This is a genomic window from Photobacterium lucens (genome assembly GCF_009873615.1).
GTDB lineage: Bacteria > Pseudomonadota > Gammaproteobacteria > Enterobacterales > Vibrionaceae > Photobacterium > Photobacterium lucens.
In genome coordinates this window covers 1-13,543 of record NZ_SSMG01000170.1, presented here as the reverse complement: position 1 = coordinate 13,543, position 13,543 = coordinate 1, and the positions used below count along the sequence as shown (strand labels likewise).

General features: G+C 43.3%; 9 protein-coding genes. All 9 read right to left on the bottom strand.

The genetic code is table 11. From position 1 onward, the window contains the following. Positions 1 to 58 precede the first annotated feature (58 nt). On the bottom strand, positions 59 to 1,504 hold the full coding sequence (gene tldD / locus E5A76_RS07855) for a metalloprotease TldD (RefSeq protein WP_053988028.1): 1,446 nt from the start codon (positions 1,502 to 1,504) through the stop codon (positions 59 to 61). 19 nt (positions 1,505 to 1,523) lie between these two features. Further along, a complete protein-coding gene (locus E5A76_RS07850) occupies positions 1,524 to 2,342 on the bottom strand; it encodes a carbon-nitrogen hydrolase family protein (protein WP_161118584.1) in 819 nt (272 codons plus the stop codon). A gap of 109 nt (positions 2,343 to 2,451) precedes the next feature. After that, positions 2,452 to 6,351, bottom strand: coding sequence for a YhdP family protein (locus E5A76_RS07845; RefSeq protein ID WP_161118583.1), 3,900 nt, complete (start codon positions 6,349 to 6,351; stop codon positions 2,452 to 2,454). Between the two features lie 22 nt (positions 6,352 to 6,373). After that, positions 6,374 to 7,843, bottom strand: a complete 1,470-nt coding sequence (gene rng, locus E5A76_RS07840) for a ribonuclease G (RefSeq protein WP_161118582.1) — start codon at positions 7,841 to 7,843, stop codon at positions 6,374 to 6,376. A 12-nt stretch (positions 7,844 to 7,855) separates the two neighbouring features. Then, on the bottom strand, positions 7,856 to 8,428 hold the full coding sequence (locus E5A76_RS07835; RefSeq protein WP_107166914.1) for a Maf family protein: 573 nt from the start codon (positions 8,426 to 8,428) through the stop codon (positions 7,856 to 7,858). An 89-nt stretch (positions 8,429 to 8,517) separates the two neighbouring features. Next, positions 8,518 to 9,006: a rod shape-determining protein MreD gene (gene mreD, locus E5A76_RS07830; RefSeq protein WP_053988023.1), complete on the bottom strand. Its 489-nt coding sequence runs from the start codon at positions 9,004 to 9,006 to the stop codon at positions 8,518 to 8,520. Further along, the gene (gene mreC, locus E5A76_RS07825) at positions 8,996 to 9,973 is read right to left on the bottom strand and encodes a rod shape-determining protein MreC (protein WP_161118581.1); all 978 of its coding nucleotides are present in this window, start codon (positions 9,971 to 9,973) and stop codon (positions 8,996 to 8,998) included. Before mreC ends, mreD begins: the two co-directional genes overlap by 11 nt. Before the next feature lie 40 nt (positions 9,974 to 10,013). Beyond that, on the bottom strand, positions 10,014 to 11,057 hold the full coding sequence (locus E5A76_RS07820) for a rod shape-determining protein (protein ID WP_005371106.1): 1,044 nt from the start codon (positions 11,055 to 11,057) through the stop codon (positions 10,014 to 10,016). A gap of 126 nt (positions 11,058 to 11,183) precedes the next feature. Further along, on the bottom strand, positions 11,184 to 13,543 hold a 2,360-nt coding region (locus E5A76_RS07815; RefSeq protein WP_316247324.1), incomplete at its 5' end, for a DUF6701 domain-containing protein.

Here is a 13,543-nt window from a genome sequence, read left to right as displayed (position 1 = left end):
AAACAAAAAAGCCAGCAAATTTTTGCTGGCTTTTTCTTTATCACGATAACAACAGGCTTTATTCAGTACCGCCCACTGTCATTGAATCGATTTTCAGTGTCGGCTGACCCACACCAACAGGAACGCTTTGACCTGCTTTACCACACACACCAACACCACGATCGATATCTAAATCATTACCAACCATAGAGACTTGCTGCATGGCTTCAATACCACTACCAATTAAGGTTGCCCCTTTGATTGGGCGAGTGATCTTACCGTTTTCAATTAAGTAAGCTTCAGATGCAGAGAACACAAACTTACCAGAGGTAATATCAACCTGACCACCACCAAAGTTTGGCGCATAAATACCTTTCTTCACGCTTGAGATGATCTCTTCTGGCGTATGCTCACCCGGTAGCATGTAGGTATTTGTCATACGCGGCATAGGTAAGTGTGCGTAAGATTCACGGCGACCGTTACCTGTCGGTGCGACACCCATTAGACGAGCATTAAGCTTATCTTGCATGTAGCCTTTTAGCTTACCGCCTTCTACCAATACATTGTATTGCGCAGGTGTTCCTTCATCATCGATGTTTAATGAACCACGACGATCAACCAAGGTACCATCATCCACAATTGTACATAGCGATGACGTCACTTGCTCACCAAGCTGACCAGAGAACATGGATGAACCTTTACGGTTAAAGTCACCTTCTAAACCATGACCAACCGCTTCGTGCAATAGCACACCCGGCCATCCAGCACCTAATACCACAGGCATAGTGCCCGCAGGTGCCGCTTCTGCTTCAAGGTTCACTAGAGCTTGGCGAATCGCTTCATCAGCAAAGTGCAGCGCTTGGCTCTTACCATCCGTTTCAACTAAAAACGCTTCGTAGCCATAACGACCACCACCACCTGCACTCCCACGCTCGCGCTTGTCACCTTTTTCTACTAATACGCTGATTGATAAACGAACTAATGGACGAATATCGGCAGCGTAGGTGCCATCAAGAGCGGCCACTAATACTTCTTCGTATACACCATTAATGCTAACAGACACTTCTGTTACCAATGGCTCTTTAGTACGAATGTAGCGATCGATCTCTTCCAACAATGCGATTTTTTGGAATTTATCTAAGCTACCCAGAGGGTTAACTGGCGCATAAATGCCTGATGTGGTTAATGGGCTAAAGGTTTGTACTTTGCCATTACCGCCTTGGCGCACAATACCACGTGCCGCTTTCGCACTTTGAGTTAAGGCTAATTGATTAATTTGATCTGAATAGGCAAAACCGGTTTTCTCACCAGCAACTGCGCGTACACCAACACCACGATCGATATTAAATGAACCATCTTTAATGATGCTGTCTTCCAGCACCAGAGACTCATGCCAGCAAGATTGGAAATAAATATCAGCATAATCCACATCTCTTGCGGCAATGATACCTAAGATGTTGTGCAGTTCATCACGGCCCAGACCTGATTGGTCTAGCATGGTATTTTCTACGGTGTTAAGGGTCATTAATTTGCTCTTAAATTATTTAGCGCGGTTGAACACAAAATTTAGCGTGTTCAGCAACTGGCATATTAGCGCGGATCTTTGCAGATAATTGTAAATCAATATTGGCAGTCAGAACACCTGTGCCTTGCTGCTGACAGGCAACAATTTGTCCCCAAGGATCAATTATCATCGAATGTCCCCAGGTTTCTCGCTTCTCATTGTGCTCTCCCCATTGCGCTGCCGCAATCACCCAACACTGAGTTTCAATCGCACGCGCACGCAGTAACACTTCCCAATGGGCTTTACCTGTGAGTTTAGTAAAGGCGGCTGGTACCACGATGATATCGGCACCTTGAGCACGTAATTCGCTATACAGCGCAGGGAAACGGACGTCATAGCAAATCGACATACCGATGTTACCGTAAGGCGTCGCAACCACTTTAATCTCATCACCTGCTTTGAATGTATCTGACTCACGGTAGCTATGGTGCTTATCTGCAACATCCACATCAAACATATGCAGTTTACTGTAATGCTCTTTTAACTGACCTTTATCGTCATAAAGTAGGCTAGTTGAAGTGATTGTGCCGTCAGGCTGAAGAATGGGCATAGAGCCTAGCAGTAGCCAAATTCCCAATTTACCCGCAAGCTCCGAGAGCGCTGTTTGCATCGGGCCATCATTTAAAGGCTCAGCCCATTGCTGGTAATCTTCTCTGCTACCAAATACCAGTGTATTTTCTGGCGTAACTACTAGTTTAGCGCCTTGTAGCTGAAGTCCTTTCACCTTCTTTTTTAACTTACTTAAGTTATGCTCAGGATCGGCTCCCGAATTCATTTGTACTAAACCAATCTTCGCCATGAAATGCTCCCTGAACTATACCTAATAACATTAAGCTTTCGCTAAATAACAAATCGTAATACCTTGTTGTACCACTGATAGAAATTAACGCAACTGATTCATTCTAAAGCTATTCTTCTGGTACTGAATATTCACCGGATAATCGTGAACGCTCAAGCACTTTTGGTGCATCAATCGGCCCTGTCACTTGGTAATTCACTTGGGTGATCACATCTAAAACAGGGGATAACACCGTTGAAATCGCAAACACATACAAGGCTGTTTGTGGTGCAACCGCAAAGGCCGTTAATACCGGTAAACCTGAGGTGAAATCGGGGATAAATTTCACATTGGCATCCACCGTTTCATTAATCAAATTGACCTTACCTTTAATATACATATCTCCTGCCAGTGCCTGCATTTTGATATTGTCACTATGGAAAATACCTTGCTTGATCACACCCGCCCCTTGGATATAGTTAAACGCTAAGCCATTATCAAACACGCCTGAGAAATCGAGCTGCATCTTACGAATAATCGAATCTAGACTAAACAACCCCAATAATCGTCCAGCACCAAATGCGCCACTCACAAGCCCTTTACCAATATCAGTGGTCACTTTGCCATTTAGCGTGCGTCGCTCCATCGCCCAAGGCGAGCCTAACCACGATGATGACACCTGAGTATTAAATGATGCATTTTGCACACCACCTTCAATACCAAAACGATGAAGCAGATCAGAGCTGTTTTTACCTTTTATCGTAAAATCGAGATCGGTATGGTTTCGATCATCTTTAAAAGCCCAACGACCATTGGCGTCTAAACTGATATTACCAGCACTGACTGATAGTTTTTTCAGTGTTAATGCATTCGGTGATTTGGTAATGGCTGCGCTCACTTGCCCTAATCGATAACCTTGTAACCACGCATCAGAAACCGTCAGATCAATGGCTGGGATCGAAGCCATAATATGACGATCAGCATCTGTAACCATTGGTGATGATAATCGCTTTGTTTGCTCTATTTTACTCGGCTCGCCTGTCGTTACCGTCGCTGTAGCAGAAGCGTCTGATTGCTTATCCCATTGCGGAACATTGATATGTAAGCGTTTGAAAATCGCATTCACCGCCCCTTTCATATCCCAAGTGATATAACCCGCTGCTTGGCGACTATCCACTTTCAAAGACCACTGATGACCATGGCGAGCAACTAAATCCACATCGTTCCACACTAAACCACCCAGTGTTAACTGCTTCACCTTTGCCGTGATCTTATTCGGGATCGGCCAAGTAAAATCATGACTAACAGACGTGTTATTTGCACTTGATTGCTGCCATGTACTCGCCAGTGTAATCCAAGGATCAATATCAAAAGTGTTGGTATCAACACTCACCACATGACCGATCCCTAATGCTGACTTCAGATCTTTTTTCCCTATCATCAAATCACTGCTGGCAAGCTGAGGGGTACCATTAATAAGATTAATATGCGCTTGGTAAGCCGCATCCGGTAACTGTAATAGCCCATTAAGCCCTTGAGCATCACCGTCTACATTTACCGTCATAAACTGTGACTGATTAAGCTTAGGTTGATGATGCAATGGATAAGGTAAATCACTCTTGATATGTGCAAGCGGCAATACGCTTTTCACCTTATAAGTAAAATTATCACCGTTTAAATCAACTTGTACTGCGGTATTCCAAGCACTGGTTCCAGATAAATAGTGAGATAATTGCATCGGCATATAAGGTTTTAAATCAGCCACTTGCCAATCGCCAGCAATACCAACATTCACTCGATAATTATCACTGGCTACGCTATTGCCTGTAAAACCTAGGGTAATGGGCTGCTGCAATAATTTTCCAGTTAACCCTTTAGCTTCAATTTTTGCGTTATCAAAGGATAAGCTGCCTTTCGTATGCTCCACTGTCAGTGGTGGCGTTGCTAAATCAATACGATTATTGTCAAAGAAAACCTCGCCTTTCGCATCGACATCGCTACCATCAAATGGAATATCGAGGTTTAATTTGGCGCTAACCGGCCCATCAACCGCAACCGTTTGTAACGCACTTCCCACTGAATCAGCTAATGGTGTTGCTAGCATATAATCAGTGACATCTTTACCCTGTGCAGCAATATCAAGGGCTAGATTTAAGTGTCCATCTTCTGCTAATTTCGCATCACCGATGACATTCGAACCTATCGCAGACATGGTTTTGACATGGCTGGCATTGATCGTCATCCGATCATTTTTAAACCCTAAATCCAGATCTAAATCAGTCAGTAATGGCCATTGAGGATCAAATTGAAATTTTGCCTTTTTCAGCGGCACATCCACTTTAAAAATGCCGTCATGCTTCGGGTATGGGAAGGTATTAAGCGGTCCGAACCACAGTAATTTGGCATCTTTAACTGTGCCGCCTTTAATCGCTGTTGCTAAATAATGAGTTAACTTATTACCCAGTGCAGGACGAGGTAAATAACGCCATGTTTGTCCAGCATCTTTTATTGATACTTCACCATAAAAGGCTAACCATGTCGGCGCATTGGTATAAAAATCGAGTCTAAATTGACCTTTTGCTTGGAGATCAGGAGTCACGACATTCAGTTTATCGCTCCACAATGTGGTGGTGTTTTCATCGTGATACCAGTTGGCATGGATATCTGCTTTATGAATATTAAGCGGTTTCGGAAACACAGTGCCATACGGCAGCGCATCATCATCCACTCGCAAAGCTACAGTCCCTTTTGTCGTATCACCGACAACATGCGCATTTAATTTATTGATCCCTGGCAATAACTGCCATTGCTTAAAAGCTAAATCATCAACATTAAACGAAAAATGTGGCGCTTGTTTAGTGCCACCAGCAACACGAATATTTGTGACTAACCCTGTCGGTTGTAATTGCTTAATTGCTTCTGTCGCACTACTGGTTTTTGGCAGAAATGAGATTAATGGCAATAAGCGTTCTAACTCAATATTGGTTAACGTCGCTTTCCAATCCGTTAATTGCAGCTTTTTATCTAAAGCAAATTGCGCTGCAATATCAAATTGAGGCCAAGCAATATCATCCGTCGCAAGATCAAATTGCTCGGTATCAACTCGCCATACTTGTTGCTGCGCATTATTATACTCTGGCTGTAATGTGACAACGCCATCATGAATCACTATTTGATGTGGTTTCTTATTCGTTGCCCAATCGATATGACTATTAGCCAATTGCAGCGTGGCTGACTGAATCTTACCGTGATCTAACGTTAGCCATGCCTGCAAGCCAATGCTGCTATCGGTAATATCCGCCACACCAGCGAACTTTTTATTTAGCCAAGGCGTCACTGAAATATCTTGGCCTTTTAGATACACAATGCCACTCAAGCTAGGTAAACCGCCGTCTTCCGTTATATCTAGACGTACTTCAATTTTCCCCAACTGACTATTAACAACCCCGATAGTCCCTTGGGCTAAATGACGACCATCATCGTTACGCCAATTCAGTTGCTTGATCGCAAGTTGGACTAACTTGCCAGACGGAGAAGGAACAGTGATCGTGGCATCTTTTAAGATCACATCATCAATGCGAGTAAAGAAAAGTTGCTCTAAACGCTTGCTAAGGGATACATCTGAAGAAGAGGTTGCAGAGGGGCTGTCTGGTAGTTGAGTGACATCAAAATCAAACTGCGCAATTTGCACCGTTTTAAAAACAGGTCGAAAGGTCAGAACAGAGCGCCAAAAATCAAAGTAAATCTCTGAGCGTCCTACTTCAACCAAAGGCTTATTATCAGCATGTTCAGCAACAGAAAGCTGAGTTAAGGTGATTTCAGGACCGGCTGGACGCCAATGCCCCTCAATATGCGATGCTGATATCTGTGTATGTGTTTGCTGTGACAGCCACTGCGTAAGTGGCTGACGATAATTATCAATATGGGGAAGCAACAAGCGTATTGCGCTGATCAAAACCGCCAGTGTTACCGCGCCAATGACCACAAACCACAATATACCCCGTAAGAGTTTTACGAGTATGCGATTCACTTACTGCTCCCCATCGCGCCCATTACATCATAACCACATCAAACTGCTCTTGATTGTATAGTGGCTCTGGCTTGATCTTCACTTGCTTACCAATAAACACTTCCAACTCAGCCAATGCATGGGACTCATCACCCGTTAATGCATCACCCACAGCAGATGACACATAGACAATGAACCGATCGGCGTCGTAAGCACGATTGACTCGGGTAATTTCACGTAGGATTTCATAACAAACGCTTTCGACCGTTTTCACCGTGCCACGTCCATCACAAGCAGGACAAGTGCCACATAACACATGCTCAATGCTTTCACGAGTACGCTTACGGGTCATCTCAACCAAACCAAGCTGAGTGAAACCATTGATATTGGTCTTTACGCGATCATACGATAGCGCTTGCTCAAGGGCTTGCAGCACTCGACGCTGATGCTCATCGGACACCATATCGATAAAGTCGATAATGATAATGCCGCCTAAATTACGTAAGCGTAGCTGACGAGCAATCGCTTTGGTCGCCTCAATGTTGGTATTGAAGATTGTTTCATCTAAATTACGACGACCGACAAAAGCACCTGTATTGATATCAATGGTGGTCATGGCTTCGGTTTGATCAATGATCAAATAGCCACCGGATTTCATCTCAACTTTACGATCTAGCGAGCGCTGAATTTCAGACTCGGTATCATAAAGATCAAAGATCGGCTGTTCACCTGAATAATATTCAATATTTTCGGTAACTTCAGGCACAAACTCATCAGTAAATTCTTTTAGCTTTTCAAACGATAAGCGTGAATCCACTTTGATGTTGTCAATTTCTGTGCCGACAAAATCACGTAAAATACGCTGCGCTAAACCTAGCTCACCGTATAGCATTGAACGTGGTTTATATTTCGCACGACGCTCTAACACTTTACGCCATAAGTGCTTCAAAAATGCCGCATCTTGCGCCACTTCATCAGTATTCGCCCCTTCAGCTGCAGTACGAATAATAAAGCCACCCAAATCGTCGCAATGTTTCATTACGGCTTTTTTCAGGCGATCTCGCTCTTTTTCACTTTCAATACGCTGAGAAACACCAACATGGCTTGCGCCCGGCATGAAAACTAAATAACGCGATGGCAAAGTAATATCAGTGGTTAAACGTGCCCCTTTGGTACCCAATGGATCTTTAACCACTTGCACGACAATGTCTTGTCCTTGGCGTACTAGCTCTGAAATATCGCGAACCTGAAACTGTTTTTTCTCATTTTCAGCCACACATTCAGTATGAGGAACGATATCAGACGCATGTAAAAATGCCGCTTTCTCTAATCCAATATCGACAAAAGCAGCCTGCATACCAGGTAATACTCGGCTTACACGCCCTTTGTAAATATTTCCGACGATACCGCGTTTCGATTCACGTTCAATGTGGATCTCTTGCAGTACGCCATGTTCAATCATTGCGACACGGGTTTCACTCGGCGTCACATTGATCAGCAGCTCAGTGCTCATGGTTGCCTCTATTTATAACTTTAAAAAATCTTGTAGCAGGATGTCGGTTTCCACTAAAGGTAACCCCATCACCGCATAAAAACTGCCATCAATACGTTCAACGAATTTGCCACCTAAGCCCTGAATGCCATAGCTTCCCGCTTTATCCTGCGGTTCACCACTCTGCCAATATTTTTTGATTTCGTTATCTGACAAAGTCTTGAACCACACTTGGGTGATGACTAGCTTGGTTTCTACACGTGTTTTCGTTGCAACGGTTACTGCTGTCATCACTTGATGCTGACGACCTGACAACAGTTTCAGCATACGCTCTGCATCCTGAAAATCGACTGGTTTTTCCAATATTTGCTGATCTGCAACAACAATTGTATCCGATCCTAATACGGGTAAATCTTGTGCTGCTGCTTGAACTCCTGCTCGCGCTTTATCTCGTGATAAACGCTGAACGTATGCCTCAGGACTTTCACCTTGCTGGTGACACTCTTCCACATCCACCACAACACGTTCAAAGTGGTAACCCAGTTGAGCTAATAATTCCATTCGACGAGGCGAACCTGAAGCAAGATATAATTGAATTGCAGACATGTTACACCTCTAATCTGTTATTTATACTTTAAATACATTTAATTATAAATAAGGGGAATACCAAATTGGCTTCCCCTTATTTCATATTACTAACGAATCGAGAACTTACGACGTATTCGTCGAAGTAATAGGAACAACCAAGGCCATAAGATAAAGTTTAATAATACCGCCCATAGTTGCTGTGGCTCAAAGCTCACATTTGATACTAAATATTCAGCCCAAAACTCAATTAACTTACCAGCTAATGAGAGTAAGGCAAAAACAATCGCCTGCTGGCCTAATGAAAGATTACGTAACACTCTAAAGTTAAGAGCAACAATGTACGCAATCACCGACATCATTAAGCCTCGCACACCGAGGGTGGAACCTAAAATCAGATCCCACAACAGACCAATGATCAGTGCCGTACCTACGTTTACACGATGCGGTAGTGCCAATACCCAATAACAGGTGATCAGCAATACCCATGATGGACGGAACGGCTCCAACTCCCCCGGCCACGGTGCTGCTTGCAGTACCAGAGCAAAAACAAAAGAAAGCCAAATCCAAATTCGGCCATGTGCTTGGCTAGTTGACATCAGTCACCTCATTGGTTGGCTTTTTCTGCTCAGCAGGCGCTGTAGTACCTGTGGTTGCGGGTTTAGGCTCTGTTGCAGGTGCTAACGTTGATGTCGCACTTGATACTGCTGAAGCTTCAGCCGCTGGCGTTTCTGCCATTTTCTCACGAGATGTTGGCCACACTAATAATAAGTAACGTAAACGGTCAAATTGCACCGTTGGCTTTGCCATAATTTGGGCAAATGGGCGCTTATTATCAAACGAGAACTCGGTGACGCGAGCAACCGGATACCCTTCAGGATAACGACCACCTAAGCCTGAACTCACCAGTAGATCACCTACACGAATATCGGTACTACTAGGCACATGCTCTAACTGAATTTCATCACTTTTACCTGTACCTGTTGCAATAACACGGATGTCATTACGCACCACTTGTACAGGGATCGCATGAGTAGGATCTATCAATAGCAATACACGGCTATTATGGGCACCAACATAAGATACCTGACCAACAATACCTTTATCATTGATAACTGGCTGGCCTTCATAAACCCCATCGACACGTCCTTTATCAATCATCACTTGATGACTATAAGGATCAGAATCAACAGCCATGACTTCTGCGATCATCTTACGTTCACCGCGTACAAATGGTGAACCTAATAAATTTCTTAAACGCTGATTTTCTTGCTGTAATTGATCAAGCAATAGCACATTACTTTTCATCATCAGCAAATCACGCTTCAACGCTTTGTTTTCAGCCAATAATTGCTTGTGTGAACTCATTTGCCCATTCAGGCCATCCAATAATTCACGAGGTAAATTAGCAGCATATTGAAGCGGAGCGATTGCTGAGTTCAGGAAATAACGAACATTGGCAAAAGCATCAAGACGACTATCGGCTAGCATTAAGCTAGCCGATAGTAATATGGCAAGAAACAGGCGTAATTGCAGAGATGGGCCTCTGCCAAATATAGGTTTCATCTAACACTATGACCTGTTTTATAGAATACTAACGCAGGCATTATTCTTCGCTGAAGAGATCGCCACCGTGCATATCAATCATTTCTAACGCCTTACCGCCACCACGAGCCACACATGTTAGTGGATCTTCAGCAACAACCACAGGAATCCCTGTTTCTTCTGTTAGTAGACGGTCTAAATCACGTAGTAGTGCACCACCACCAGTAAGTACCATACCACGCTCTGAAATATCAGAAGCTAGCTCTGGTGGACACTGCTCTAGTGCAACCATCACTGCAGATACAATACCCGTTAATGGCTCTTGTAGTGCTTCTAGAATTTCATTTGAATTTAACGTAAAGCTACGAGGTACACCTTCAGCAAGGTTACGACCACGCACTTCAATTTCACGAACTTCATCGCCAGGGTAAGCAGAACCGATTTCATGCTTAATACGCTCAGCTGTTGCTTCACCAATTAAGCTACCGTAGTTACGACGTACGTAGTTAATTACTGCTTCATCAAAACGGTCACCACCGATGCGTACAGATGATGAGTAAACAACGCCATTTAGCGAGATAACTGCAACTTCTGTTGTACCACCACCGATATCGATCACCATCGAACCTGTTGCTTCAGATACTGGCATACCCGCACCGATAGCTGCCGCCATTGGCTCATCGATTAAATATACTTCACGAGCACCAGCACCTTGTGCTGATTCACGGATAGCACGGCGTTCTACTTGCGTTGAACCACAAGGAACAGCAACAAGTACACGTGGGCTTGGGCGAAGGATGCTATTGTCATGCACTTGCTTAATGAAATGCTGTAACATTTTTTCAGTTACATAGAAGTCAGCAATTACACCGTCTTTCATTGGACGGATAGCAGCGATATTACCCGGAGTACGACCAAGCATTAATTTAGCGTCATGACCTACCGCAGCAACACTTTTTGTTGCGCCTGCACGATCTTGACGGATTGCAACTACAGATGGTTCATCTAGAACGATGCCCTGTCCTTTGACATAAATAAGGGTGTTGGCAGTACCCAAGTCAATAGACAGGTCATTAGAAAACATGCCACGAAGTTTTTTAAACATAGTCTTCGGCTAATCCTGAAAGCTCAAAATTCGTTAAATTGCACTAAATGTACCAAGCGCTAGACACTGAAACAAGGCAAGGATTGTCAAACCTGCCACAGATTTGCAATTTATTTGCACTAAGGCTTAATTTAACCCTTTTTCACCTCGATAAACGATGCGATCACTGCCCCGATATACGCCAAAAGTGACCACTGCAGATGGATCCTCATCCCCTAACTCTCGCCAATTGTAAGTGAGCCAAGGTTGGTATTCTTTATTGTTTTGACTACAACCTATATCAACTGGAGCATCATCGGCTATACGTAACCAAAAACGGGTTTGTTGTTTTTTATATTTATCAGGCGGAGAAAGATGAGGGTGCGCTTCAATTTGATCAGTTTCGCCCACCATAACTGTGCCAGTATTACCCAATGTTAATATCGATGTATTACTCGCATCAGCAGGATGTAACGCCACCTTACAGAAATAGTTACTGTTATATTTAGAGCCGCTATCAGCATCATGTGTGACAAACTCTGTCCCATTCCAGTGTTCAATATTAAGCGGAATAGTGACAGGTTTATCAAATGGGCTAATCGCATCACTCAATACCATACGTCCATAATGTAAATGAGGTGCTGTCTCAAAAGGGGCAACCTGTTTACTATCAACTTCATCGGTAACATCGGTTGTGGTATTGCGGATAGAAATAGGATCATGATACGAAGATATATACCCGCCCCAACGACTATTCGATTCATCCCAAGGCCCATCTTCAACAGTAGTTAATGGACTTGCTATCACAGGTTTTCGTTTTAATAACCACACCTGTTCAATGCCACTATTCCAGCGCCCTTTAAAGCTGTGGTCTGTTGAACTTGTAATATGATGATACGAGAAACGATCATTTAAGCTATTTAATGATGGAGATTCATAAGCCATCAAAGCAACTTCGGCTTGGAAATCCAAAGTAAAATCATTGTAGTTCTCGACCTGCTCACCCAATGCATTTTTCGCTTTGATCATCAGATCAGCATTAAATGGCTGACTGAGATAAGCAAACTCATTATGCCCGTCAGGGTAGGTAAAACGATTAGGTTGGATCTCTAAATACTTTGGATAAAAACGTCCAAGATGGCGATAGCCTTGGTTAATCGTCATGTCTAAATATGACGCTTTAGCATCAGCTTGTAAGCGAACACTACCCACTTCACTCCACGACAAATCGCTAAACACCAGTTCATCGGTATGACTTTGTTGTACCGTCCCTTGCAGCACACCAGGCTTACCATCAACTGGTGTTACTGATACCGTATTCGGAATAGATAGCTCGACATCTGCAATAGGTGCATCTGATTTAAAGAAATTTTGTGTTGTTTGTGCCGAGCACAACTGATCCGTTGTCTGTATAGATGTGGTCTCCGAGCCATCCACTTGCCAAACAAGCGGTTTCACCGTCACTTTAAACGGATCGCCAGCTGCGACAAAACCAACACCTGATGATGATGTGCCATCACTTTGCTTGCCCGGACATACCGCAAATGTCCACGGACGAGCACGCACTTCAACAGAGCCTTCTAATTGTGTCCAATCAGCAAAACTTTTCGGTAACGTATCTAACGGTAAAATATCGCAACCGTTAGATACTGAGCAGTTAGGATCAGCAAGTTTTAAATCAACAATACCAACATCGGGATACCGTAATGAAAATTCAGCACCCCCATTTAGGAAAGCAAACGTTTCTTGCTCGGTTTGCCAATCACTGCTGGCTTTTAACGCTACGTCGCCATTGCCTTTCGTTGACGGTTGTAAAAAAGCACTCGAAATACTTAATCGTTTATTTCCGTTGTAACCTGTTGCAACTGTCGCTTCATCGTTCTCACAAGCTAATGCTTTTATTTTTACCGCTGTAGGCTTACCCGCAATCACTTTCACCGGGCTTGGTTCAAAACCAAATTTAAACGGCACAAAGGTATAACTACCATTGACTGTATTAGTTGAAGGTGAATTATCTAATTTCCCAGTGACCGCAATATTGCCGATGTAACCATGGCTTTTTAATCGCAGCTGACCAATACCATTAACGATATTAACGCTAGTCTCTTCCGAGACATCTTTATATGGCGTGTCACTATCGGTCGGAAACCATGAGGCTTTTCCTACCTCTGTAATATTGGTTGTTACAGACACGCTGCCAGAATAAGTATCTGCCAATGCTCCATCTTCTTTTTTGACACGGAACGTCACAGGCAAATAATCACAAGTTAAAGAGAATGCCGTTTCAGGTTCGATTTCTAATATGTAATTATCCGGTTTAGGATTAAAACATTCACTTTCACCTACTATCTTAGATTTATTGGCTAAAGTTACTCTATTTGCTGTAACTGAACCATAAATAACAGTACCATCATTACTTAAATCAATTAAGTTTTCAGAATATATTAATGCCTTGATAATAGAGCCGTTAGATATATTATTAAAGTTCTCATGTATAGTTATAGAAC